The following is a 23,501-nucleotide window of genomic DNA, read 5'->3' as shown; positions in this document are numbered from 1 at the left end:
GCGTCAATTCGGCTTTTCGTCAAATCCAGGATAGCCGTCGATATAGGCACGCCCTGAACAACGAACCATGGCGACGCAACTGGAGGTACCCCGCTTGGCATTGCAGGTCGCACGGGCTTCGTTTCGTGCGGCGACAGGATCGAGGTTAAGTAGCGTGAAACTCGTCCCGCGGCCTTTGACACCCTTCTCCCAGGCCAATCCGACGCAGCTATCGGTGTAGGTCAGCAGTTTCGTGCAACCTTTGCACTCCTCCCATTCGAGCAGGGTTTTAACTGCCTCCTCTTCACTGGGATAGTCGTCTGCGTACTGCAAGCCGCCGGTTTCTGTTTCTGTAATGGCGCCCCAATAGCCGCGCTGATCCAGCTTGGCTGACAAGGCCTCCAATTGAGCCGACGTCGCCTTTGCTGCGGCCTGATTATGCTCAGGGCTATAACCCGGCCCGACGCAAACAGGCAGCATAGCCAGTTTGCATTTGCCCGGCGGGCTCTCGGCGGTACAACGGCGAATGGCCTGCTTGGCGGCGATTTCAGGAGACGCGCTATACCCTGGAAACAGCCGCCCGCCTGTATCACGCGCCCATGTAGAACAACTGTCAGCAAACCAATTCAGTGCCTGGCATTTTTTGCCGCCAGCACGCTTGCATTCAGCCACTGCGGCAGCCTGCGCCTCCTCGGAGCTTGTCTCGGGCAACGCCCAATACAGCTTTTCGAATTTTTCATCCGTAGATGTGGCGCCATAGAACCTTTCGGTTTCCGCATGAACCGGCGAAAGCACGAATACAGAGAACAGCGCAAGCGCGGTGCCGGCAGCACGCATCAGGGGCAAGCAACGGGAAAGCAAATGGATAGGCATTTTCAGGATTCAGGTAGCGGGCTTGCCACGCGATAGCGGCACGCATGCAAACAGTGACTGGCACACAAGGGCGCTGTCACAAATGGGCACGATCTTAGCAAAGCCCTTTAGACTTTCTGACACGAGATGTCACGCCGGCTCGCATATTACGTAACAATTTTTATTTAACACTAAGCAAAGCGATTTCCATCTTCAGTAAAAATATCGGCGTTTCTGCGCCCTGCAGAAAAAGCCGACGTAAACGAAACAAGCCGAACGTCACGAAATGAAACAAAATGCACCGCCTCAAAACCCGTATTCCGCCCCATAACGGCTGGCGCTGTGGCATTGTGCGCGGAACCCCGATACGTCACATCCAGACATCACCACATCACTTAGGTTTGCACATGTCCCGCTGTTCTCGACTGGGCATTTTTGCCGCACTGCTGGCCACGCTGGGCTTGAGCGCTTGCGCCCCTATGCCGTCCGGCGGCAGCTCTTCGCTGCCCTCGTTGAGCGGATTGCTACAGGGCGATTTTTCCCTATCTCCGAGCGTGAACATTGCCCGCAACATGAAAGGCCGGTCCATCGATGACGCGATTGCAGCCTTGGGCGAGCCGTCCAGGCAGCGCCCCGTCGGCAACACCATGGAATTAGAGTGGTCGGATTACCAGGCTCAGCCATATCAAGCATGGGTCTCTGACGGCAGCAGCCAGCAAGTGGTCGGCATGATTCCCGGCTCCAGGGGCGGAGCTGCGACACCTGTTTTCCAACAGACCAACTACGGCCACTATGAAAATCGCACCTCGGTCTACGAATGCACGGTGCTGCTACGCATGCAAGACAGCGTCATCGTCGATACCAGCGTACAAGGCAACGTATGCCCCGAATTCATCTCGGCACTGCGCAAATGGGCCGGTGAGAAAGAGGCTCGCAATTACATGGACTGATCGCCGCTGACATAATCGGCGTTTAGAATCCGGCACATCCATTCAGGTTGAATCGACAAGACCCGCCATGCCCCCGATCCCTGTTTGGTCTTTTCACCTTTGCATTGGAAAAAAAAGAATGCAGCGTCTGTTTTTTCTTACGCTCGGCCTCGCCTTGAGTGCCTCTGCCGTCATGGCAGCGCCCGACACCACACAAAAAAATGAGTCTGCACCGGCTGCCACGGCCAAACCTGCTGCACTCGCCCCCGTGCAAAAAACCGAAATCCGCGACCAGACTGCCTACGAACGCCTGATGCACAATAGCGGCGTCACCCTGCAATGGCTCTGGTCCGACGAACGGGGCCACCTGGTGGCGACGGATAAAAACGATGTCATCAGCATCGCAGGCACACAAGAAAACGCCGAAGGTGCGCTCGATATCAAAGGCGATATTGTCTCGATCGACAAAGACCGCTTTGTCTTTCGCGGCACCATCCTGATCGTGGACGCACCGGACCAAGGACGTCGTTGCGAGCGTACCGGCGATTTTGAATTCAAAGCCACAGGCAAACGCCGCTACTGGCGCCTGCAGCAAATGCAGACCTGCGATCACCTGACCGATTACGTCGATATCTATTACTAGGGCACGGAAGCACCGGAATACGCATAGCAACGCCGTCCCCCCAAGCGGCAGATTCTGCGCGGGGACATAGCAAACTGGTTCGTTTAAATTACTCAAAACGGGATCTTCCTATTGATCCAGTTTTTGAGAAAAAATACCCGGCATCGTCCGCCAACCACGCCACTTTCCCCAACTGCTATGTATATCCCCGCTCATTTTGCTGAAAACCAGCCGGAAACGCTGCATCGCATCATTCGCGAACATCCGCTGGGCATCCTGATTACTCATAGCGGCCATGGCCTGGACGCCAATCACATTCCATTCGAGCTGGACCCGGCTGTTGGCGCGCACGGACGGCTGTCGGCCCACGTTGCGCGCGCCAATCCGGTATGGCAAAGCTGTCCGACAGGGTCCGAGGTGCTGGTCGTCTTTCGGGGCGCCGAGGGCTACATCTCGCCAAACTGGTACCCCAGCAAGCACGAAGCCCACCGCCAAGTTCCCACCTGGAACTATGAGGTCGTACACGCTCATGGCGTTCTCACCATCCACGACGACGAACGCTTCGTGCGCCGCATTGTGGCGCGTCTGACCAAAACCCATGAGGCATCCGAACCCAAGCCATGGAAAATGGGCGACTCCGAGCCCGCATTCATCGATGAAATGCTGCAACACATCGTGGGCATAGAAATCGACATCACGTCCCTGATCGGCAAGCGTAAACTCAGCCAGAACAAAGACACTCGCGATCGACTGGGCGCAGTCGATGCCCTGCAGGCACGTGGCGCGATCGAGTTGTCGGCTTCCATGCGGGACCTCGACTGAACCGACGCGAAAATACGACCAATCAACGCTGGACACTCTCCGATAAGTGCCATTAAATACGACAGCCTTCTGATCCTTTGTGGATGTCCTGCCTTGCCCTTTGGCTTCCCTGACGTAGCGAAGCCACGCTCCCCTAAAAAACGAAAGCCCCTCCCGAGGAAAGCTTCATGTTTCAAACAAAAAGCGTGCGTACCGCGGCCATCGTCGCGGCCTTGTTCACTACTCCGTTGGCAGCCAGCAGCGTCAGCGTCTTTGCGCAACCAGCACCACAACAAACCGCGGCACCGCAATCCCAGAGCGCAGCCCCCCAATGGCCTCGCACGCTGGAGTTTCATGGCACGCGCTACGAGGTCTACCAGCCGCAAATCGATACCTGGACAGGTAACCGCATCACAGGCCGCATGGCCATTGCAATGGGCCCGAGCAATGGCCAACCAACGTACGGGGTAGCGGATTTCAGTGCCGACGCCAATACCGACAAAGCCAACGACGAAGTCCACCTGACACAACTGCAGATTACGCGTGTCCAAGTTCCCACCGAACCCGACAAAGCACAGGCCATACGAGACCAGTTCAGCTCGCGCCTGCCGGTTGAGCTGACGCTGCGCCTGAGCGAACTGCAACTGAGCTATGCCGCTTCCAAGCAGCTATCGAGCTTGAAGGCCATGCCGGTCAAAAATACGCCGCCGCGCATCTTCGTCGAAAACGCCCCCGCCGTATTGGTACTGGTCGATGGCGACCCTGTCCTAAAGCCCGTCGCTCACGCCGATGGCTGGCAACGCGTCGTCAATAGCCGGACCTTGATTCTGCGTGGTACGGATGGCGACTATCACGTCAACGCAGCGGGCTATTGGTACACCTCGCGCTCATTATCCGAGGGGTGGCGCAGCGAATCCCCATCGCAAGGCCTGCTCACCGTCGCAGCAACCGCTGCACAACAGGCACCGGTCGATCCCATGCTCGCAAAAGGCGCGGCACGCCCTCCCGCTGCGCCTGCCTTGATCGTGTCGTCCGAACCTGCCGAACTGGTCCTGATCCAGGGCCAGGCACAGATGCGGCCCGTGCAGGGCACCAACCTGCTGTCCGTCAACAATGCGGACCATGCCCTGTTCATGCAGCCGGCGGACAACCGCTATTACCTGCTGGTGTCCGGACGCTGGTTCAGCGCCTCCACATTGAACGGCACGTGGAGCTATGTTCCTGGCAACAAACTGGGCGCCGACTTTGCCCGCATCGACGTGCATGATCCACAAGCGGGTGTGCTCGCCTCCGTGCCCGGCACACCTCAAGCCAAAGAAGCCCTCATTGCCTCGACCATCCCTCAAACCGCAACCGTATCTCGCACCAAGGCCACACTGCATGTGGACTACGTCGGCGGCACGCCGAATTTCGACCGCGTCGCCGGCACGCAGTTGCGTTACGCCGTCAACACGTCTGTGCCGGTGATTCAAGTCACGAGCAACGAGTATTACGCCTTGTCCCAGGCGGTGTGGTTCACCGCCAGCTCACCGCAAGGTCCCTGGCGTGTGGCGGCCTCCGTACCCGCGGCGGTCTACACCATTCCTCCTGAATCGCCTCTGCATTACGTCACGTACGTGCACATCTATGGCTCCACGCCAGATACGGTCGTGGTCGGCTATACGCCCGGTTACTTGGGCATGATCGCCGGCCCCGATGGCACGGTGGTCTATGGCACGGGCTACACCTATCCTCCCGTCATTGTGAACAACAGCTGGGTCGGCTATCCGCCCACCTATGGCTATAACGCCGCATTGAGCACCGCCGCGGGATTTGCCTTCGGCTTCGCCATGGCCGACATGTGGGGGCCCGAGCCCTATTGGGGGCCGTACGGCGGTTTCCCGTACTCGCGCGGCGTGGACATCAATACGGTCAACGTGTACGGCGGCTGGGGGCACGGCACCGTCACCCGCAGCGTGGGCTACAACAACTGGACCGGCAACGAATGGCGCACTGCGCATGCCGACGGCTATAACGCCGCCACCGGCAGCCACTTTGAGGGATCACGCGGCGCCGATTACAACGCCTACACCGGCAATGCCGCCGCGGGGCAGCGCGACGCCTACAGGAACAACTCGACCGGCGTCTCAGGCGCCAGCCGCTCGGGGGTTGTCGAAAACGACGACGGCCAGTGGCGCGCCGGCCGGCAAAGCGTACGCAACAATGCCAATACCGGACGCACCATCGTCTCCAGCACCACGGCCAACGGCCAAGCCGGCGATGGCGCCGATAACGTGGACCGCCGTGGCGTCGCGCATGACAGCCACACCGGCAACTCGGTTGCGTGGAACAACGGCCACATCTACGGCGACGCCGACGGCCATGTCTACCAGCACTCCGCCGACGGAGGCTGGCAGACTCACACCTCCTCAGGCTGGCAGCCAATCCAGCGCAGCGATTTTTCATCCGGCAATGTGTCGAACTATCTGAATGACCAGCGCCAGGCTCGCGACTGGAGCGATGACCGATTCAACGCCATGCGCGGCGATTCGGATTTTGCAGGGCGCTTTGGCGGAGGTGACCGTTTTGGTGGCGGACGTTTCGGTGGATTCGGAGGTGGCCGAGGCTGGCGCCGCTAGGCCCCCGGATATCGTCGACATTCGATCCGGGACGGGGATGGTGAGGACACCGCCTCGTGCGATCGCTAGTCGTTTACAAGCCTTTGATTTTCACAAATCCAGCAACAGCAGCCGCCCCGACAAGGGCGCACTGCCCAATGCATCAATAGACACGCGATGCCGTTCGGTCGTGATCGCCAGTTGTGCCGCGCCATCCGCACGTTGAATCATGGCCAGGTCGGTCGGACATGGCACAGGCAAACCGACCACGCGATCCAGCTGACCATCCCGCGTCAAGCGAATCACTGACCAGCCATCAGCCAACGCCGTCCAGATACCGCCCTGTGCATCGAATGCCAACCCACTGACTCGGCCAGACCCTCGCGGCAAACTCGTCAACCGGCGTACAGCGTTCTCGCCAGGCCGCAGCATCACAATCGATCCAGATCCCTGCAAGGCCGCATACAACGTTTTCTCGCTGGCATGCCAAGCCAAGCTTTGTACAGGCTCACCAATCCGCCAGCGCACGTCCAACGTGCCATCGGCACGCAATAATCCTATCGCCGCCCCTGATTCCGGCAGACCACACGCGACCCAAATAGCTTGCTCTTCGCCATTGCACAGCGCCAGCACCGAACCGTTGATCCATGACACCAACGCTGTCGCCGTTCCATCAGCACTGACCCGCTGCACCCCAGACTGATGCACGACGATGACACCCTCTCCATCGTGGACCAAACCGATGATGGGGGCCTCCACACGGCAGATCTCCCGATCCTCGCCATTCTCATACAAGCGCAGTGATGGGGCGAGCACATCTGCCCACCACAGTTTCCGTCCGCCATCCGATGATATCGGATGTGCTCCATGAAACGCCCATCTACCCGGCACCGCGTTGACAGACGCTTCGGCATCCGCGTTCGTATCAGCCGCCTGCGTCTGTAGTTGCGCCCCCACTCGCCGCGCTGCCTCCGCCACCTCAGGGCCCAGCAATTCCAGACGCTCCCGTGTCAAACGATACGCCGGCCCCGCGACACTGATCGCGCCACGCACCTGACCTGCACTGTCAATGACCGGCGCACCCACGCAGCGCACACCGAGCACGATTTCCTCATCATCGATGGCATATCCACGCGCCCGGGTAATGCCCAACTCCGCATGCAGGCGGCGGCGATCGGTAATCGTCAACGGCGTCAACGCTTTGAGTACGGCATCCCGAACGAAACTCTCACGTTCCGCATCCGGCATCGCCGACAAAATCGCTTTGCCCTGGCTCGTGCAATGCACAGGCTTGCGCTCGCCTAGCGCCGCCGCAGAGCGCTGGCTATGTGCGCCATCGCAACGCTCCAGCGAAATCACTTCGCGCCCGTCGAGCGCGGCCAGATAGGTAGTCTCGCCGGTCAAATCGCGCAACAAGCGCAATTCGTATGCGGCAGCTGCCACCAGATCCGGCATGGCATAAGCCTGACGCGCCATTTCAAAACAACGAAAACCCAGGCAATACACCTTGCGCAACGGGTCCCGCCGCAATAGACCGCGCGCGACCAGCGTCGCCAGCAAGCGATACACCGTCGTACGCGGCAATGCCAGGCGTTCGGCCAACTCACTTTGCCCCAATCCTTCTGGTGCCGTGCCCACAGCATCCAGCACATCCAGCGCTTTCTCGAGGGCGCCGGTGCCCTCGCCTGCAGAGGTGGCCATGGTTTGTCTCAAATGGTGGTACTGGACCCGCCATCGCTGCCAGCGGGTATCGGTCAATCCATTCTATTTCACCTCAAAGCTCACTAGGATGAACCCATGTGCATGCGCCACACCGCGCATCCCTTCAATCCCATAATGTGAGACAGACATCATGAAAGACGTGCCTGCGCCCTTGACTAGTATTCCTCAACGCGCTCCGGCCCCCTATGTGCCTGATTCGGTTCTCGACCGTCTGGCCAAGGCAACCAGCGGTTCATTGACCACTCAGCTTTATATAAAGGGCATTCGACAACCGGTATTGCATGGCCTGCGCCCCTTGAATAAAAAGATCAAGCCCTTTGCGGGCCGCGCCTACACGATGCGTTTCATTCCTGCCCGCGAGGATGTGGATTTCTACGGCAATCTAACGACCGCCCCCGATGCCGACAATCTGCAATGGGTAGGCGTAGAACAAGTCGAGCCCGGCCATGTATTAGTCATCGACAGCAATCAGGATGGCCGTGCGGCATCGATGGGAAATATGCTGATCACCCGCATGATGATGCGCGGCGCCCGCGGGGTCGTCACTGACGGCACCTTTCGCGATGGCACCGAGCTGAGCAATATGGATTTCCCGATCTGGAGCACAGGTGTCACCGCCACGACACGATTGAGCTATCACCATGTCGCGGACTTGCAAGTCCCGATCGGTTGCGCAGGCGTGGCTATCTACCCTGGCGACGTTATCCACGGCGATGGCGACAACATCACCGTCATCCCCGCTCACATGGCCGAGGAAATGGCCGACCTCTGCGAAAAACGTGATGACATCGAAGCGTATCTGGCTCTCAGGGTCCAGGCTGGAGAACCCTTGTGGGGACTGTATCCGCCCAGCGATGCGACACGCGAGCAGTACAAGCAATGGATCGCTGCCGGCCGCCCCGCCATCACTCCTGCACAGCCGGCAGGCCGCTGATACCCACCGAGGAACCATGATGTCCCCATCCTATACCCCCGACTACTACGCCGCACTCATCCGACGCTATTTCGACGCCTGCAATGCCGCAGACTACAACGCACTCGTCGATTGCTTTACGCCGGACGCGGTACATTATTTCCCCGCCGGACTACCGGAAGTCCCCTGGCGCAGCGCCGACACGATCGCCCGCAAGTGGGTATGGTGCGTCGAAACGCTAGGCTCGCAATGGACCATCGAACGTATCATCGTCAGCCACGATTCCCCCGAGGCCATGATCGAATGGACGCATTGGAAAAACAAGCCAGGCACTGCTTTGAGAGGCGCAGAGTGGTATGACTTCGATCCCGAGACGGGCAAAATCTCCGAGATCCGCGCGTACTACGCCTCGCCTGCGGACTCTAAGGCCACGATCAACGAATTGGTGGATTTTGACTATTCTGGCCGCGGCTACCACCTGAAGAGCGCGACGAGGGCAGGCGAATGATCCGTCACATCGTACTCTTTCGCCGCCGCCCGGACGTCGCCCGGGACCCGCAACGAGAAGCCGATCTGGCAGCACGCATGACAGCCCTCGGCGCGGATATCCCTGCCATTCAGTTCTGGCGCGTTGCGGCCAATGAATTCGAACGCCCGATCAGCTGGGACTATGTGCTCGAATCAGAAGTCGCCGATGCCGAGGCGCTCGACGCCTATCTGCTTCATCCTCTGCACCAGGCCTTGGTCGCAGATCTGAAACCTTATTTTGAATGGGCGGCTGTGGACTATACAGTGGGTGCGGACTCAACGGCTGCTTGAACAGCATTGGCCGGTACCATGACGGCCGTGCAGATGAATCGATCACATCGTCTGATACTGCAGCGTGAACGGTACGCTGCGTGGCTCTAGTGGACGGTGGCGCCGGGGGCAGGAAGGGGGCATGAGTTCTGTTGGACGTTGCATCTTGAGCAGGACGGGGGCATGAGTGCTATTGAACGTCGAAGCGGGGCAGTGACCGTGTTGGCGCTTCACGGAGTCGGTCGGTCGCCTGCGCGTCCGACTGCCGCGTCGCTCGTCTCGTCCGGCCCCTTCGGGCCTACCTACGACGTCCGCTCGCGCGACTCCGAGGCGCGCCAACACGGTCACTGCCCCGCTTCGACTCGCAGCATCTCTGATTCCCTCGCCGCTGGCACGGCTGGTCTTCGTAGGCTTCGTAGGAACGGACTTTTGCAAGGATGAAGATCTTGCAGGGCGGCGATTCATAGCCGCCTACGGGCGCGCCCATGAATCGCGTTCGTGATCGGCATGCAACGACCGTGGCATCGGGGATGAACAGAAGATCTCTCGAGCAACGATTTCTCATCGATCAGCAGGAGATTGTTCGCGCCACGATTTCGCGATATCCGACGATGGGGCGACGCCTCTTCGCACGCTCTGCGTATCCCGATGTCCTACGTGTGGTGACGTTCTACGTGCCCTCGTTCTATGCGTCATGACGCTCTACATCTCATCGTACGTTCCATGCGTCATCTTCGCATGCATCAACGCTAGCCAAGCAGATCTTCCAACCTGGCACCACGCCACCCCGTCGCATGCCCGGACCGATCGCGATTCGCGTGTGTGCAGGGCACACGCGAATCGCAGCACTGCAAGATCTTTCTCTTTGCCAACACGGCGGCAGAAAAACGCCAAGCAAAACAACCGTGCCAGCGATGTCATGAGCTTGAGTTACTGCGAGTCGAGCCGAGGCAATCGGGCCGTGAGGGCTTCACAAAGCCGGTCCGGCGCGCGGGCGCCGGACACCGTGTTCGCTCGTCTCGTCCGCGCCTACGCGCTCCCTTCGACATCCGCTTCACTCGGCTTTGAGGCGCCCTCACGGCCCGATTGCCTCGGCTCGACGTCCAATAAGCACAGCCACCCTCACTCCACCTAACCCTCTAACGCCCCCCCCGGGCGACAACTCCCCTCAGGGCCGTTTACCGAACTCCTCCGAATCCGCACGCCAGCGCAGGGCCTGTTCACTCAACGAGAATCCCAACCCAGTCCGATCCGACACATACATGCGTCCGTCTTTCAACTGCATCTGCTCGTTGAACATCGGCCCCAACCATTCGAAATGCTCCAACCACGGCTCAATCGGATATGCGGCGGCCAAATGCAGATGGATTTCCATCGCGAAATGCGGCGCTAGTTTGCGGCCTTTGAAGGCACCCAGCGACATGATCTCCAGGAACGGCGTGATACCACCCACCCGAGGCGCATCGGGCTGAATGAAATCACTACCCTCGGTCATGATCAGTTGGGCGTGTTCACCAGCGCTGGTCAACATTTCTCCCGTGGCAATCGCCGTATCAAAGCGGTCCGCCAACAAAGCGTGCCCTTCGAAGTCATACGCGTCCAGCGGCTCTTCGATCCAGGTCAAATCGAATTGCTCCAACGCACGGCAGGCGCGCGTGGCCTTTTGACGATCCCATTGTTGATTGGCATCGACCATCAGAGGGAATTCATTCCCCAACAGTTTGCGGACCTCGCCGACACGATGAATATCGATGGACAGATCAGGCTGGCCGACTTTCAACTTGATCCCGCCGATACCGCTTTCCCGGGAAATCTGCACGTTCTTCAACACCTGATCCAGAGGCGTATGCAGATAGCCACCCGACGTGTTGTAGCACTGTACCGAATCACGATGAGCGCCCAGCAACTTGGCCAACGGCAGTCCCGCGCGTTTAGCCTTGAGATCCCACAACGCGATATCAAACGGCGCAATCGCCTGGGTCGTCAAGCCGCTGCGCCCCATAGAGGCTCCAGCCCAGAGCAGTTTGGTAAACAGGCGCGGAATATCGCTGGGATCTTCACCGAGCAGATTCGGCGCGATCTCCTTGGCATGCGCGTACATCCCCGGACCACCCGCGCGCTTCGAATAACCGAACCCGATCCCTTCGTGCCCATCACGCGTGCGAATCTCGGCAAAGATAAAGGCGATTTCCGTCAACGGCTTTTGACGGCCGGTCAGGACCTTTGCGTCACTGACGGGCGTATCCAATGGCAGATAGATCAGCGATACCTTGATCCACTCAATGCGATCACCACTTTCGGCAGCAGTGCGCACATTCGCGTCGGCCTTGGCGTAAGAAACAATATTCGATTCAACAGCTTTCATGATGGGTGTTCCAATATCGGGATTAACGAGCGTCCACTCAATTCAATTTGATGCCTGCTTTCTGTACCACCTGCGCCCAACGGGCAATCTCGCTGTCGACAAAGCGAGTGAAATCCTCGGATTTCGAGGTAACCACGACAAACCCGGCCACCTCCAGTTTTTGACGTACCGCCGGATCTGCGAATCCCTTGATCATGGCGGTTTCCAGTTTCTTCACGATAGCAGGCGGCGTGCCTTTCGGAGCAGACAAGCCCGTCCACGAAACCGCGCTGAAGCCGGGATACCCTGATTCGGCGACCGTCGGCACATCGGGATAAAGCGGGTTACGTTGCTCGCTGGTCACCGCCAGGGCGCGCAGCTTGCCTGCCTGGACATGAGGCAACACCACGTCCTGATTGGTGAACATCCCGTTGATCTGATTGGCCAGCACATCATTCAATGCGGGAGCGCTGCCTTTATACGGAATCCCTACCATGTCCAGGCCGGCAACCTGTTTCAGATACTCGGTCGTCACATGCCCCGACGAGGCGTTGACCTGGCCAAAATTGAATTTTCCGGGATTCGCCTTGACCCATGCGACAAATTCGCCAAACGTCTTGGCTGGAAACGACGGATTGACCACCAGCACATTGGGGCCCGCCGCCAACTGAGAAATATGGACAAAGTCCTTTGCGGAATCATACGGCGGCTTGGGACTGAAGCCGTGAATGATGGCATTGCTACCGATGCCAGATAACAACAAGGTATAGCCATCAGGCTTGGCGCGTGCCGCCTGATCAGTGCCGATAGCACCGCCCGCGCCACCCTTGTTCTCTACCACGAATGGCTTTCCAAGCTGCCGTCCCAATACATCTGCCATCAAACGTCCCATCAGATCACTGGTACCGCCTGCAGGAAACGGCACAATGATCGTGACAGGACGAGACGGATAGTCATCATTCTGTCCAAACGCCGTGGCAGGAATGCTCGCCACACTGGCGAGCAGGCCGAGCGCAATCAACAGAGTTCTACGATTCATCGTGGTCTCCTTTTTCGGCCGATCGCCGTAGTTTTATGTAGAATTTGAAAGCGCTTTCATTTTGACGGCTGGCGGAAATTTCGCAATCCCGATTTCTGCCTGCTGCCGTCAACAGTCCCATAATTTGGAAATTTCACCAACCATGCCGCGCCCGCCCTCCGCCAAAGCCCGCATGAGCGACGTTGCCTATGCTGCTGGCGTCTCGCTGGTAACCGTATCTCGTGCCATCAATACGCCAGACTTGGTTGCCCCCGATACCTTGGCAGCGGTCAAGGCAGCTGTCGATAGATTGGGGTATGTCCCTAACCTGACGGCTGGCAGCCTCGCGTCCAATCGTTCACGTATCGTCGCGGCTATCGTGCCGACCATCTCTAATCTGGTTTTCTCTGAAACCATCGAAGCGCTGGCCCAAACGCTGACACGGGACGGGTACCAACTGTTATTGGGTCAAAGCGGCTACTGCCCGGATACAGAAGGCGCCCTGATCGACGCTTTTCTGGGACGTCGCGTCGATGGCATCGTCCTTACAGGCACAAACCATTCGGCGTCGCTGCGCATCAAACTACGCCGCGCCGGTATTCCCGTCGTACAAACCTGGGACTTGCCTGGCGAGCAGGGAGCCAAAGCGATCGACATGCTTGTCGGCTTTTCAAACAGAGACGCAGGGGCTGCCGCAGCGGAGCATTTACTGCACCGGGGACATCGTACGCTGGCCTTTATCGGTGCTGACGAGCCCCGGGCTCGCGAACGCCTGGCAGGTTTCGCGTCAGCAACGCGCCGCAAGGTCGAAGCAGAGTTGATTGCTCCCCCGGTGCAGGTAGACGCTGCCGCCGACAGCCTGCACCGTCTGATGGCACGCCGTCCTGAGATTACGGCGATCTTCTGCAACAACGACCTGCTCGCAACCGGCGTGCTGTTTGCCTGCCAGCAACGCGGCTGGACCGTGCCGGGGAAGCTGGCCGTGATGGGTTTTGGTGATCTGCCTATTGCACGTGCAGCCCACCCCACCCTCAGTACACTGCGTATTGACCGGGCAGCAATAGGGGCACAAGCTGGCCGTTTACTGCTGGAACGCCTGACTCAGGGTCGCAAGAGCGGCAAACCCTGCAACATCGGCTTCGAAGTCATTCAGCGAGCCAGCACATGACTGAGCTGCACGCGCTGTGGGCAGAATTTGCAGGAGAATGGACTTTTGTAATCTCAAGTCCTGCAATTCTCACGCTCGAAAAAACGTCTAGAGCCGCATGGATACTAAAGAGAAGAGATTATTCAGGATCGATTATTTATTGGAGTCAACAATGATCAGTGAACAAGATCGCAAATACCTTCGACGTTGTATCGAGCTGGCAAAGGCAGCGCTGGCTGCAGGCGACCAACCCTTTGGATCATTGCTGGTCTCAGCGAGGGGCGAAGTATTGTTTGAAGACCATAACCGCGTTTCGGGCGGCGATGCTACCCGGCACCCGGAGTTTGAAATAGCACGCTGGGCAGCACAAAACTTGCGCCCCGAAGAGCGGGCACAAGCAACGGTTTACACATCGGGCGAGCACTGTGCCATGTGCGCCGCAGCGCACGGCTGGGTCGGACTCGGCCGAATCGTCTATGCCAGTTCTTCAGCGCAACTGCGCACCTGGCTATCCGCGCTAGGCGTCCCATCGTCGCGGGTATATGCGTTGCCAATCAACGAGGTCATCGCAGATACGGTTGTCGATGGGCCGGATGATGGACTTGCCGAAGAGGTTCATCAACTTCAGGTTCGATACTACGCTACAGCCAACGGACGATAGTTGGATAGCAAGGATTAAGCAGTGACCGGGCTCGGCAACAGCCCTGGCCTGCCTGCGCAATGGATACTCACGTTAATACGCCGCGTCCACTACACTTGGCACATTAATGATCCCGGGCCCGACGGCTACTCTCAGGTGGCTGTCAGTCCAATACTCCATTGCCATCACGATCCACTATGCCATCCCCAAAGCCCGCACTGATTATCTTCAACCCGGTCTCGGAAGCCCATCGCGAACAGATCGCCGAACACTTCGAGGTGCTGTACGCCCCTACGCCTGAGCTGGCTGCGGAAACCATCGCGGCAGCGGCTGATCGCATCGAAGTCGCACTGAGCATAGGCTCAATCGGGCTCACCGCTGCACAAATCGATGCCTTGCCCAGACTGAAGCTGGCGCACGCATTGGGCGTGGGCTACGAAAAAATCGACGTGGCCCATGCCAAACAGCGCGGCATTTCCACCTCGAATGGCGCAGGCACCAATGACACCTGTGTTGCGGACCATACGATGGCGCTGATACTGTCCATGATTCGCAACGTGCCTCAATTGGATCAACTCACCCGCAAGGGTTTCTGGCGCACGGAAATCCCATGGCCGCTTCATGTATCGGGCAAAAAACTGGGCATTCTGGGTCTCGGTGCCATCGGCGAAAAAATCGCCAAACGAGCCCAAGCCTTCGACATGGCAATCGGCTACCACAATCGCCGGCAGCGCGCAGATGGTGCACACACGTATTTCCCGTCGCTCAGTGCACTCGCCGAATGGGCAGATATTCTCGTCGTCGCCACCCCAGGCGGGCCTGACACGCAGCATCTCGTTAACGCGGATATCCTCAACCAACTCGGCAGCGAAGGATATTTGGTCAACATTGCCCGCGGCAGCGTGGTCGATACTGCCGCGCTAGAACATGCGCTGCGTCACGACCTCATCAAAGGCGCGGCCTTGGACGTCTACGAAGACGAGCCCCATGTCCCGTCCTCGCTATTCGACCTGACCAATTTGGTATTGACGCCCCACGTGGCCGGCTGGTCGCCCGAAGCCATCCAGCTCACTGTCGATAAGTTCCTGGAAAATGCGCGCCGCCTGTATGCGGGAGAGCCATTGCTGACTCCCATCTAATATCGTGCTGACACGCACCAAATAAGCAATGGGGCGGGTCCGGACGAAACGAGCAACGCGGCAGTCGGACGCGCAGGCGGCCGACCGACTCCGTGAAGCGCCAACACGGTCACCGCCCCGCTTCGTCGTCCAACAGAACTCATGCCCCGCAATGCCCGTTATAAAACAGCATTGTTCAGGCTGAACTTAATAGTGCACCACGCTACGAATCGACTTGCCTTCGTGCATCAAATCAAACGCACTGTTGATCTCGTCCAGCTCCATGGTGTGCGTGACAAACGGCGCGAGCTCGATCTTGCCCGACATCGCGTCTTCGACCATGCCCGGCAATTGCGTGCGGCCCTTCACGCCACCAAAAGCTGTGCCTAGCCAACGGCGCCCCGTCACCAACTGGAACGGACGCGTCGAGATTTCCTGGCCGGCGCCAGCCACTCCGATCACGACCGACTGGCCCCAGCCACGGTGCGCACACTCGAGCGCAGCGCGCATGACATTGACGTTGCCGATACATTCGAACGAGTGGTCCACGCCCCAACCGGTCATGCCCACAATGACTTCCTGGATAGGCTTGTCAAAGTCCTTGGGGTTCAGGCAATCCGTCGCGCCGAAGACCTTCGCCAGACCGAATTTGTCGGGGTTCGTATCAACCGCGATAATGCGGCCTGCCTTGGCCTGACGTGCTCCCTGGATCACGGCCAGTCCGATACCGCCCAGGCCAAACACCGCAACGGAATCACCCTCTTGAACCTTGGCGGTGTTATGCACCGCGCCAATACCCGTCGTCACACCGCAACCCAGCAGACAAACATGTTCCGGGTTGGCATTCGGATTGATCTTGGCCAAAGACACCTCGGCCACCACGGTGTATTCGCTGAACGTCGAACAGCCCATGTAGTGATATACAGGCTGGCCGTTGTAGGAAAAACGCGTCGTACCATCAGGCATCACGCCTTTGCCCTGCGTGGCGCGCACGGCCACACACAAATTGGTCTTGCCCGATTTGCAGAACAGGCATTCGCCGCATTCAGCGGTGTAGAGCGGAATGACGTGATCGCCCGGCTTGACGCTGGTGACGCCCTCGCCAACCTCGACCACGATACCGGCGCCTTCGTGGCCCAGAACGACGGGGAACAAACCCTCGGGATCCTCACCGGACAACGTAAAAGCATCGGTGTGACACACACCAGTATGCGTAATCTTGATGAGCACTTCTCCTTTACGGGGAGGTTCGACATCGAGCTCGACGATCTGCAGGGGCTGGCCTGCGGCAAAGGCGACGGCGGCACGTGATTTCATGGAAAAGCTCCGTAAAGAAAAAAGGCAAACAGCATCAGCCGCGCTGACACATTGATTATTTCAGGTAAGTACGAACCAGAGTCAAGAGCTCTTGTACGCGTTGATCATATTGCGCGCCGGATTCGGACGGCTGGCTAAAGCCCTCTCGAATGTGCGACTCCAGCACTTCTGACATCAGTCCATTGATCGCCCCGCGAATCGCGGCGATCTGTTGCAGTACGGGGCCGCAATCTGCGCCCGCCTCCAGTGCCCGCTCCAGGGCATCGCACTGGCCACGGACACGGCGCACCCGCGCGAGCACGCGCTTTTTTTCATCAGGAGAGTGCGGCATGGCGTCAACGGGATCTGAAAATATACTAGGAGGGAGTATATTGGACATGCACTCAATGACGCAAGCCGAGCCCTTTTAGGGTGTCCCATGACTCCCTCCTGGCGCGCAACCGCCGCAAACGTTGTAACGGCCCATCAGCCCCCCTGCCGGCGTCCTCAATCGTGCCGGCGCCGCAGTACAATTCCCCCGTTTTTCAGGCCGTGTGAGCCAGCAGACTACGCACGCCGGGCCGATCACCCGGTGTCAGTACCCCTCCGCGAAGCGCACCTCCCTTATTTCCCGCTACGCCCCCTCTCCCGTGTGGGCCAAGTGTTTTACTCAGTCGCTTCTTACGAGGACATCATGTCGCGGCAGTTGCTGGCCCTGGTGCTGGCTCCCATTTTGGGTTTGTTTGTTGTCTGTATCGGCAACGCGTTTATTTCCTCATTGACCACGTTACAACTGGACGCCGCCGGCGCTTCAGCCACGGTCATCGGGATCATTTCTTCTTCTTATTTTGTGGGCCTGACGATCGGGGCGATTTTTCACGACCGTTTGATCCTGCGTATTGGTCATATCCGCGCCTATAGCGGATTTGTGTCGCTGATTGCCGTGACCGTGCTGCTGCAAGGCTTGATCTTTGACCACACCGCATGGTTTGTCCTGCGCATGATCAACGGCTGGGCCAGCGTAGGCGTTTTTCTGGTAGTTGAAAGCTGGCTGTTGCTCGCCGGTGACCCGAAAATCCGGGGCCGATTGCTGGCGATCTACATGATTACTTTCTACGGCGCCAGCATGCTGGGGCAATTGGAGCTCGGCACCATCACGCAATGGGGAGAGATGGCGCCCTACATGGTGGCAGGCATGCTGGCCGCATTGTCGGTACTGCCCATGGTCATGATTCCCCGCGTATCCCCGCTGGTTGAACGCGCCGAACCGCTGTCTCCTCGACAGCTGTTGCGTCTGACCCCGACCGGCGTGATGGGCTGCTTTGGTTCGGGGGTCGCGATTGCGGCGATCTACACCTTGCTGCCTTTATATCTGCAACGCATCGGTCTCAACGTCGACGAGGTCGGCAAGATGATGAGTATCGTCATCCTGGGTGCGATGCTGTTGCAATACCCGGTGGGCCGCTGGTCCGACCTGAGAGACCGTCAGGTCACGCTCATCGTGCTCAGCGCATCGTGCGCCGTGCTGTCGTTGGCCGTTCTGTTGCTGCCCGACTCGTCCTCGCTGTTGATGATTCTGCTGTTCCTGCTGGGCGGCGGCGTATTTGCTATTTATCCCGTGGCAGTCAGCCATGCTGCGGATCGAGCACCGGCGGACGCATTGGTCCGCATGATTCAAGGGCTGTTATTGATCAATTCCCTCGGTTCCGCGATCAGTCCGCTGCTGATCTCGCCGGTGATGACCAAAATGGGAGCAGCAGGCCTGTTCTGGGTTTTCCTGATGCTCAATCTCGCACTGACGGCCTACTTTCTACTGCGCCGCAAGACGCGCCCTGCCCCCGCGCCCATTGCACCCTTTACAGCGGCAGCCCAGATGTCACCCGTGGGCGTGGAAATGCGGGTAACCGACGATCTCGTGCAGGGTGCGCTGGACCACGAAATGGTCGAAACGCTGGAAAAAGTAACACAGCCAGCTGGATAGGCAATCACGCAACGCAGACGCACCCGCTGGCCTCATCGCTGCGAGTGCCCTTGCAACCGAACCGTTATGCTCGATAGCGCAACGCCTCAATCACCAGCGACAACGCTGGTGAAACCTGGCGTCGATTGGCATAGTAAATGTGATACCCAGGAAAAGATGGCCACCAGTCTTGCAGCACCGGCACCAGTCGGCCCTGTTCGATATGAGGCTGCACCAGATCGTACGGCACATAGGTCAGCCCCATGCCATCCAAGGCCGCCTGGAGCATTAAAAACGTGTTGTTGAACACTGTCTGCCCGGTCACCCGCACATTGATCGCGCGGCCGTCTTTTTCGAGATCCCACGCATAGAGGCCGCCATGCGTAGGCAAGCGTAGGTTGATGCAACGATGCTGCGTCAGATCATCAGGAATAGTCGGCAGCGACCTGCCGGTCAGATATGCCGGCGACGCAGCGATAGCCATGCGCAACGCAGGCGCAATGCATACAGCGACCATGTCCTTATCGATGCGATCCCCCACGCGAACCCCTGCGTCAAAGCGGCCTGCCGCGATATCGGTCAAGGCATAGTCCACGCTGAATTCGATATTGATATCGGGATACTGCTGCAACACCGGCAGCAAACGCGGCCACAGCACCGTCACAATCGCGTGATCATGAGCGGTAATACGCACTGTGCCTGCAGGCTTTTCCCGCATGACACTCAGCGACTCGATTTCCTGGTCGATCTCAGCAAGGCGCGGACCGATCGTACTCAATAGACGCGTCCCCGCCTCGGTCGTCGATACGCTGCGCGTTGTGCGCGATAACAATCGAACACCGAGCCTGGCTTCCAACGCAGACATGGCGTGGCTCAGCGCCGACCTGGACAGGCCGAGCTGCGCCGCCGCGCGCGTAAAGCTGCGCTCGCGGGCCACGACCAAAAATGCTCGCAGGTCATTGAGATTCTCTTTTGCCATTGGTGAATTTTTTGCACTAGAGCATGCTGATATTACCGTCTTCTCATCTAATGAGTCAGCCCATAAAGTTACCTGGAGGCCGCTGCGCCACACAACGCGCACGGCAAATTCTCGCAACGGTCCTGGCCGACGGACGCGCTATTCAGCCTTGCCGCTTGCCAGTAACCGTCAGCCTACAGGAACACACTCATGGCATCCCCATTTCTAAAATTCGCCTGCTGCGCCTTCCATCTGCAAACCGCGATGATAGGCGCCGCCGAGGCTGCCTCTCCCAGCAACGCCCAGCAAATCACACGCGCTGGCGATCAAGCGTCTGTTGCCGGGCCAGAAACCTTCTTTACCGGACAGGCACGTATTGACCCGGTCTGGCCCGCTCGCGAGACCATCAACGCCTCAGGCGGGCTCGTCACTTTTGAGCCCGGCTCTCGATCGGCATGGCACACCCATCCTGCCGGACAACAGCTCGTCGTGGTATCCGGTGTGGGACTCAGTCAGGAATGGGGCAAGCCGGTTCAAGTTATTCGCCCCGGCGATGTGATCTGGTGCCCCCCAGGCGTCAAACATTGGCATGGCGCCGCGCCCGACACGGCCATGACCCACTTGGCTGTAACCGGCACCGTAGACGGCAAAAACGTAGACTGGATGGAGAAAGTTACTGATGAACAATACAGCTCCCGCTAAACAACGCAGTGCCGCTGTCATTGCCAGCGTACTGGCCATGGCCCTCCAAAGCGCAGTCGCCGCAAGCGAGATCGAGGCTACGACAACTCAGGCCAAACCCATGGCTCATACAACGCACGAATCTGGTGTATCCCAAACGTTGACCGCTCGCCAACAGGCCATCGTGCCAATCGCGGCGTTCGCTGCAACCGGCGACCTGCCTGAACTGAACAACGCGTTAAACCAAGGATTAGATGCCGGCCTGACGATCAGCGACAACAAGGAAATTCTCTCGCAGCTCTATGCCTACGCAGGATTTCCGCGCAGCCTCAATGCTCTGAATGAACTGATGAGAGTGTTGCAGGCGCGCAAACAACGCGGGATGACCGACGAGATAGGACAAGAGCCCAGCAAGGCGATTCCAACGGGCAAGGCCTTGTTAGAGGCGGGCACCGCCAATCAAACCAAATTGTCGGGCGCACCGGTCAAAAGCGCACTATTTGATTTCGCCCCGGCAGTCGATGAATACCTCAAAACCCATTTATTCGGCGATATCTTTGAGCGCGACAATCTGGATTGGCGAGACCGCGAACTGGCCACTGTCGCCATGCTATCGGCAATGCCCGGCGTCGAACCGCAACTGCAGGCACATATCCGCATCAGCATGAATGTCGGCCTGACGGCAGGACAATTACAGCAGCTAGCCCAGGTGTTGACCGATCGCGTAGGCACCCACAGCGGTCAGCGCGCTCAAGAGGCGTTGAAGCAACATCTGTCGCGCGGAGGATAGCGCTGCACCGGCAGCCGGCGATCGCCGGCTGCCGCGGTAACATCGAATAAGCAGCGCGATTTAAGCGGCCAGTGTCGCCGTATCAATCACAAAGCGATACTTCACGTCACCCTTGAGCATGCGCTCATAGGCCTCGTTGATCTCGTCGGCACGGATCAGTTCGATATCCGCCACAATTCCATGCTCGGCGCAGAAATCCAGCATCTCTTGCGTTTCGGGAATGCCGCCAATCATCGAGCCGGCAATCGAGCGGCGCTTCGTAATGAAGTTAAATACATTGGGCGACGGGTGCGGCGTGGCGGGCGCGCCTACCAGCGTCATCGTGCCGTCACGCTTTAGCAGCGCCAAGAATGCATCCAGATCGTGCGGAGCGGCGACGGTATTCAAGATGAAATCAAAGCTCTGGGCATGGGCAGCCATTTCTCCGGGATTGCGTGATACGACGACCTCATCAGCACCCAACGCTTTTGCGGCTTCGCGTTTGGAGTCCGACGTCGTGAACGCCACTACATGCGCACCCATTGCATGGGCGAGTTTGATACCCATATGTCCGAGCCCGCCAATCCCGACGACGCCGACTTTCTTGCCTGGACCTGCTTCCCAATGACGCAGCGGGGAATACGTCGTAATACCGGCGCACAGCAAGGGCGCTACCGCCGCCAACTGATCCTCGGCATGCCGGATGCGCAAGGCGAATCGCTCATGCACCACAATTTTTTGCGAATACCCGCCCAATGTCCAGCCGGGCTCATCCTTGGTCGGCGCGTTATAGGTACCGACCATGCCATCGCAATAGTTCTCAAAACCCGCTTCGCAATCCGCGCAGTGCTTGCAGCTATCCACAATACAGCCGACGCCGACCAGATCGCCGATCTTGAAATCCGAGACATGTGCGCCGACCGCCGACACACGTCCTACTATTTCGTGACCGGGCACACAAGGAAACTGCGTCCCCTCCCATTCTGCACGTACCTGGTGCAAATCGGAGTGGCAAACACCGCAGAAAGCAATATCGATCTGCACATCATGCGCGCCCGGTGTACGGCGAGTGATTTGCAAGGACTCGAGAGGTTTATCGGCCGCATGGGCGCCATAGGCATGAACAAGCATGTGAATTCCTTTATGCATCAAGTTACATGAGCATTTTCCAGGTATCGTCAGCGAATCGATAGCGTATTTCGCTGGATTTCTTGCCCAATTCTCCGAGAAACACGCGTTACGGGTAGCAAGGCACATGCCACACGCAGTAAAGTTGCGGCAGGAGATCTCCACCGATATAGCATCCACATCCCACACAGTAACCCTGCCCGCGTCACTGCAACAAGCCATGACGCATATGATCTGCGCTCGCGTCCATCAGGAGGGCGACTACGAAACCGCCATTGCCAATCTCGGCCTTTTTCGACGCGACAATCCTGCCCCCCCGTGTGTCTGCGTGGTCGAACCCTGCATCGTTCTGGTGACCCAGGGCGCAAAGCAGATGTGGATTGGAGGAAAGGCCTATCCGTATGATTGTTCGCGTATTTTGATTACTTCTTTGGACCTGCCCGCGACATCAGAGGTATTGGCCGCCAGTCCCGCCACCCCCTGTGTCGGCCTGGCGATGAAACTCGACCTGCGCATCCTGGCCGAGCTGATCGCTCAAGGCAACCTGCCTCCCTCCCGAGATCGCGCGGTCGGCGCCGGCGCAGGCATCGGAGATGTCACTCCCATGATCCTGGACGCCTTCTGCCGTCTGGTGAAACTGCTCGACGAACCCGACTCCATCCCGGTTCTCGCGCCATTGATACAGCGAGAAATTCACTACCGGCTGCTAAAAAGCGACCAGACGGCCAGGCTGCGTCAGATCGCCTCTGTAGACAGTCAGGGCAACCGCATCGCCAAGGCGATCGAATGGCTGAAACATAACTATGCGCAATTGCTGCGCGTGGACGATCTGGCCGCACGTGCGCAAATGAGCAGCGCAACGTTTCACCATCACTTCCGTCAACTCACCTCGATGAGCCCTCTGCAATACCAAAAATGGCTTCGGTTAAACGAGGCGAAACGCCTGATGTTGAACGAACACCTGGACGCAGCCAGTGCGGCATTCAAAGTCGGCTACGAAAGCCCTTCTCAGTTCAGCAGGGAATACAGCCGGCTATTCGGGGCACCGCCCAAGCGCGATATCAGCGAATTACGGCAGCAGGCCAAGGCCGCTTGAGGCGTGCAGCACAGGCAGCACTCCCCTGCCTGATACCCGCGGCCAGCCATCCCGGACGGATTTGTAACGGGACAAACAATCTGCAAACCGGCCGTTTTCCGGGCGTTCTCCTTATACAATTTCCAGGTGGGTT

At 58.6% G+C, this 23,501-nt stretch carries 23 protein-coding genes; 15 read left to right on the top strand and 8 right to left on the bottom strand.

Annotation, left to right across the window (positions count from 1 at the left end; genetic code table 11):
• Window positions 1-3: 3 nt before the first annotated feature.
• Window positions 4-852: a DUF4189 domain-containing protein gene (locus tag ACYVIT_RS03985; RefSeq protein WP_415808953.1), complete on the bottom strand. Its 849-nt coding sequence runs from the start codon at window positions 850-852 to the stop codon at window positions 4-6.
• A gap of 386 nt (window positions 853-1,238) precedes the next feature.
• Here ACYVIT_RS03985 and ACYVIT_RS03980 point away from each other — a divergent pair, with 386 nt between their 5' ends.
• From ACYVIT_RS03980 to ACYVIT_RS03965, 4 genes are all read left to right on the top strand, one after another.
• A complete protein-coding gene (locus ACYVIT_RS03980; RefSeq protein ID WP_415808952.1) occupies window positions 1,239-1,781 on the top strand; it encodes a hypothetical protein in 543 nt (180 codons plus the stop codon).
• Window positions 1,782-1,899: 118 nt separating this feature from the next.
• Window positions 1,900-2,403: a hypothetical protein gene (locus tag ACYVIT_RS03975; protein WP_415808951.1), complete on the top strand. Its 504-nt coding sequence runs from the start codon at window positions 1,900-1,902 to the stop codon at window positions 2,401-2,403.
• Between the two features lie 177 nt (window positions 2,404-2,580).
• A complete protein-coding gene (locus ACYVIT_RS03970) occupies window positions 2,581-3,204 on the top strand; it encodes an FMN-binding negative transcriptional regulator (RefSeq protein ID WP_460478154.1) in 624 nt (207 codons plus the stop codon).
• Between the two features lie 167 nt (window positions 3,205-3,371).
• Window positions 3,372-5,801 (top strand): carbohydrate-binding family V/XII, encoded by a 2,430-nt coding sequence (locus ACYVIT_RS03965; protein ID WP_415808949.1) that lies wholly within the window; start codon window positions 3,372-3,374, stop codon window positions 5,799-5,801.
• Window positions 5,802-5,891: 90 nt separating this feature from the next.
• Here ACYVIT_RS03965 and ACYVIT_RS03960 read toward each other — a convergent pair whose 3' ends face one another.
• A complete protein-coding gene (locus ACYVIT_RS03960) occupies window positions 5,892-7,481 on the bottom strand; it encodes an IclR family transcriptional regulator domain-containing protein (RefSeq protein WP_415808948.1) in 1,590 nt (529 codons plus the stop codon).
• 151 nt (window positions 7,482-7,632) lie between these two features.
• On the opposite strand from ACYVIT_RS03960, the gene ACYVIT_RS03955 reads away from it, so the two are divergent.
• The 4 genes from ACYVIT_RS03955 (at window position 7,633) to ACYVIT_RS03940 (ending at window position 9,911) form a co-directional block, all read left to right on the top strand.
• Window positions 7,633-8,436, top strand: coding sequence for an RraA family protein (locus ACYVIT_RS03955; RefSeq protein ID WP_415808947.1), 804 nt, complete (start codon window positions 7,633-7,635; stop codon window positions 8,434-8,436).
• Window positions 8,437-8,452: 16 nt separating this feature from the next.
• On the top strand, window positions 8,453-8,923 hold the full coding sequence (locus ACYVIT_RS03950; RefSeq protein WP_415808946.1) for a nuclear transport factor 2 family protein: 471 nt from the start codon (window positions 8,453-8,455) through the stop codon (window positions 8,921-8,923).
• Window positions 8,920-9,234, top strand: coding sequence for a Dabb family protein (locus ACYVIT_RS03945; protein ID WP_415808945.1), 315 nt, complete (start codon window positions 8,920-8,922; stop codon window positions 9,232-9,234). Before ACYVIT_RS03950 ends, ACYVIT_RS03945 begins: the two co-directional genes overlap by 4 nt.
• A gap of 509 nt (window positions 9,235-9,743) precedes the next feature.
• Window positions 9,744-9,911: a hypothetical protein gene (locus ACYVIT_RS03940; RefSeq protein ID WP_415808944.1), complete on the top strand. Its 168-nt coding sequence runs from the start codon at window positions 9,744-9,746 to the stop codon at window positions 9,909-9,911.
• Window positions 9,912-10,381: 470 nt separating this feature from the next.
• Here ACYVIT_RS03940 and ACYVIT_RS03935 read toward each other — a convergent pair whose 3' ends face one another.
• Together ACYVIT_RS03935 and ACYVIT_RS03930 are read right to left on the bottom strand one after the other, a co-directional pair.
• Window positions 10,382-11,578 (bottom strand): L-talarate/galactarate dehydratase, encoded by a 1,197-nt coding sequence (locus ACYVIT_RS03935; protein WP_415805287.1) that lies wholly within the window; start codon window positions 11,576-11,578, stop codon window positions 10,382-10,384.
• A 37-nt stretch (window positions 11,579-11,615) separates the two neighbouring features.
• Entirely contained in the window at window positions 11,616-12,596 is a 981-nt protein-coding gene (locus tag ACYVIT_RS03930) for a Bug family tripartite tricarboxylate transporter substrate binding protein (RefSeq protein ID WP_415805288.1), read from the bottom strand.
• A gap of 142 nt (window positions 12,597-12,738) precedes the next feature.
• On the opposite strand from ACYVIT_RS03930, the gene ACYVIT_RS03925 reads away from it, so the two are divergent.
• The 3 genes from ACYVIT_RS03925 to ACYVIT_RS03915 all read left to right on the top strand — a co-directional run bounded on the left by ACYVIT_RS03925 (window position 12,739) and on the right by ACYVIT_RS03915 (window position 15,501).
• Window positions 12,739-13,743 (top strand): LacI family DNA-binding transcriptional regulator, encoded by a 1,005-nt coding sequence (locus ACYVIT_RS03925; protein WP_415805289.1) that lies wholly within the window; start codon window positions 12,739-12,741, stop codon window positions 13,741-13,743.
• A 97-nt stretch (window positions 13,744-13,840) separates the two neighbouring features.
• On the top strand, window positions 13,841-14,383 hold the full coding sequence (locus ACYVIT_RS03920; RefSeq protein WP_415805290.1) for a nucleoside deaminase: 543 nt from the start codon (window positions 13,841-13,843) through the stop codon (window positions 14,381-14,383).
• Window positions 14,384-14,559: 176 nt separating this feature from the next.
• Window positions 14,560-15,501: a 2-hydroxyacid dehydrogenase gene (locus ACYVIT_RS03915; protein WP_415805291.1), complete on the top strand. Its 942-nt coding sequence runs from the start codon at window positions 14,560-14,562 to the stop codon at window positions 15,499-15,501.
• Between the two features lie 186 nt (window positions 15,502-15,687).
• Here the strand turns inward: ACYVIT_RS03915 and ACYVIT_RS03910 are convergent, their stop codons facing one another.
• A complete protein-coding gene (locus tag ACYVIT_RS03910) occupies window positions 15,688-16,797 on the bottom strand; it encodes an S-(hydroxymethyl)glutathione dehydrogenase/class III alcohol dehydrogenase (RefSeq protein WP_094838715.1) in 1,110 nt (369 codons plus the stop codon).
• 55 nt (window positions 16,798-16,852) lie between these two features.
• Window positions 16,853-17,128: a formaldehyde-responsive transcriptional repressor FrmR gene (gene frmR, locus ACYVIT_RS03905; protein WP_415805292.1), complete on the bottom strand. Its 276-nt coding sequence runs from the start codon at window positions 17,126-17,128 to the stop codon at window positions 16,853-16,855.
• Between the two features lie 342 nt (window positions 17,129-17,470).
• Between frmR and ACYVIT_RS03900 the strand changes: the two genes are divergently transcribed.
• Entirely contained in the window at window positions 17,471-18,757 is a 1,287-nt protein-coding gene (locus tag ACYVIT_RS03900) for an MFS transporter (RefSeq protein WP_415805293.1), read from the top strand.
• Between the two features lie 64 nt (window positions 18,758-18,821).
• Here ACYVIT_RS03900 and ACYVIT_RS03895 read toward each other — a convergent pair whose 3' ends face one another.
• The gene (locus tag ACYVIT_RS03895; protein ID WP_415805294.1) at window positions 18,822-19,715 is read right to left on the bottom strand and encodes a LysR family transcriptional regulator; all 894 of its coding nucleotides are present in this window, start codon (window positions 19,713-19,715) and stop codon (window positions 18,822-18,824) included.
• 189 nt (window positions 19,716-19,904) lie between these two features.
• Between ACYVIT_RS03895 and ACYVIT_RS03890 the strand changes: the two genes are divergently transcribed.
• Window positions 19,905-20,396 (top strand): (R)-mandelonitrile lyase, encoded by a 492-nt coding sequence (locus ACYVIT_RS03890; RefSeq protein ID WP_415805295.1) that lies wholly within the window; start codon window positions 19,905-19,907, stop codon window positions 20,394-20,396.
• Window positions 20,374-21,165 (top strand): carboxymuconolactone decarboxylase family protein, encoded by a 792-nt coding sequence (locus tag ACYVIT_RS03885; RefSeq protein WP_415805296.1) that lies wholly within the window; start codon window positions 20,374-20,376, stop codon window positions 21,163-21,165. Before ACYVIT_RS03890 ends, ACYVIT_RS03885 begins: the two co-directional genes overlap by 23 nt.
• Before the next feature lie 60 nt (window positions 21,166-21,225).
• On the opposite strand, the gene ACYVIT_RS03880 is transcribed toward ACYVIT_RS03885, so the two are convergent.
• A complete protein-coding gene (locus ACYVIT_RS03880; protein WP_415805297.1) occupies window positions 21,226-22,275 on the bottom strand; it encodes an NAD(P)-dependent alcohol dehydrogenase in 1,050 nt (349 codons plus the stop codon).
• Window positions 22,276-22,492: 217 nt separating this feature from the next.
• Between ACYVIT_RS03880 and ACYVIT_RS03875 the strand changes: the two genes are divergently transcribed.
• Complete coding sequence (locus ACYVIT_RS03875; RefSeq protein ID WP_415805298.1) at window positions 22,493-23,368, top strand: AraC family transcriptional regulator; 876 nt, start codon at window positions 22,493-22,495, stop codon at window positions 23,366-23,368.
• The last annotated feature ends 133 nt before the right edge of the window (window positions 23,369-23,501 follow it).

The organism is Bordetella muralis (genome assembly GCF_054781015.1).
Note: the sequence above shows the minus strand (reverse complement) of the source record. Positions and strands in the feature narration are given on the sequence as shown.

What these genes read in the sequence shown, in the direction of transcription:
- ACYVIT_RS03985 (WP_415808953.1), bottom strand. Translation starts at nt 852, where the DNA reads ATGCCTATCCATTTGCTTTCCCGTTGCTTGCCCCTGATGCGTGCTGCC.
- ACYVIT_RS03980 (WP_415808952.1), top strand. Translation starts at nt 1,239, where the DNA reads ATGTCCCGCTGTTCTCGACTGGGCATTTTTGCCGCACTGCTGGCCACG.
- ACYVIT_RS03975 (WP_415808951.1), top strand. Translation starts at nt 1,900, where the DNA reads ATGCAGCGTCTGTTTTTTCTTACGCTCGGCCTCGCCTTGAGTGCCTCT.
- ACYVIT_RS03970 (WP_460478154.1), top strand. Translation starts at nt 2,581, where the DNA reads ATGTATATCCCCGCTCATTTTGCTGAAAACCAGCCGGAAACGCTGCAT.
- ACYVIT_RS03965 (WP_415808949.1), top strand. Translation starts at nt 3,372, where the DNA reads ATGTTTCAAACAAAAAGCGTGCGTACCGCGGCCATCGTCGCGGCCTTG.
- ACYVIT_RS03960 (WP_415808948.1), bottom strand. Translation starts at nt 7,481, where the DNA reads ATGGCCACCTCTGCAGGCGAGGGCACCGGCGCCCTCGAGAAAGCGCTG.
- ACYVIT_RS03955 (WP_415808947.1), top strand. Translation starts at nt 7,633, where the DNA reads ATGAAAGACGTGCCTGCGCCCTTGACTAGTATTCCTCAACGCGCTCCG.
- ACYVIT_RS03950 (WP_415808946.1), top strand. Translation starts at nt 8,453, where the DNA reads ATGATGTCCCCATCCTATACCCCCGACTACTACGCCGCACTCATCCGA.
- ACYVIT_RS03945 (WP_415808945.1), top strand. Translation starts at nt 8,920, where the DNA reads ATGATCCGTCACATCGTACTCTTTCGCCGCCGCCCGGACGTCGCCCGG.
- ACYVIT_RS03940 (WP_415808944.1), top strand. Translation starts at nt 9,744, where the DNA reads ATGAACAGAAGATCTCTCGAGCAACGATTTCTCATCGATCAGCAGGAG.
- ACYVIT_RS03935 (WP_415805287.1), bottom strand. Translation starts at nt 11,578, where the DNA reads ATGAAAGCTGTTGAATCGAATATTGTTTCTTACGCCAAGGCCGACGCG.
- ACYVIT_RS03930 (WP_415805288.1), bottom strand. Translation starts at nt 12,596, where the DNA reads ATGAATCGTAGAACTCTGTTGATTGCGCTCGGCCTGCTCGCCAGTGTG.
- ACYVIT_RS03925 (WP_415805289.1), top strand. Translation starts at nt 12,739, where the DNA reads ATGCCGCGCCCGCCCTCCGCCAAAGCCCGCATGAGCGACGTTGCCTAT.
- ACYVIT_RS03920 (WP_415805290.1), top strand. Translation starts at nt 13,841, where the DNA reads ATGGATACTAAAGAGAAGAGATTATTCAGGATCGATTATTTATTGGAG.
- ACYVIT_RS03915 (WP_415805291.1), top strand. Translation starts at nt 14,560, where the DNA reads ATGCCATCCCCAAAGCCCGCACTGATTATCTTCAACCCGGTCTCGGAA.
- ACYVIT_RS03910 (WP_094838715.1), bottom strand. Translation starts at nt 16,797, where the DNA reads ATGAAATCACGTGCCGCCGTCGCCTTTGCCGCAGGCCAGCCCCTGCAG.
- frmR (WP_415805292.1), bottom strand. Translation starts at nt 17,128, where the DNA reads ATGCCGCACTCTCCTGATGAAAAAAAGCGCGTGCTCGCGCGGGTGCGC.
- ACYVIT_RS03900 (WP_415805293.1), top strand. Translation starts at nt 17,471, where the DNA reads ATGTCGCGGCAGTTGCTGGCCCTGGTGCTGGCTCCCATTTTGGGTTTG.
- ACYVIT_RS03895 (WP_415805294.1), bottom strand. Translation starts at nt 19,715, where the DNA reads ATGGCAAAAGAGAATCTCAATGACCTGCGAGCATTTTTGGTCGTGGCC.
- ACYVIT_RS03890 (WP_415805295.1), top strand. Translation starts at nt 19,905, where the DNA reads ATGGCATCCCCATTTCTAAAATTCGCCTGCTGCGCCTTCCATCTGCAA.
- ACYVIT_RS03885 (WP_415805296.1), top strand. Translation starts at nt 20,374, where the DNA reads ATGAACAATACAGCTCCCGCTAAACAACGCAGTGCCGCTGTCATTGCC.
- ACYVIT_RS03880 (WP_415805297.1), bottom strand. Translation starts at nt 22,275, where the DNA reads ATGCTTGTTCATGCCTATGGCGCCCATGCGGCCGATAAACCTCTCGAG.
- ACYVIT_RS03875 (WP_415805298.1), top strand. Translation starts at nt 22,493, where the DNA reads ATGACGCATATGATCTGCGCTCGCGTCCATCAGGAGGGCGACTACGAA.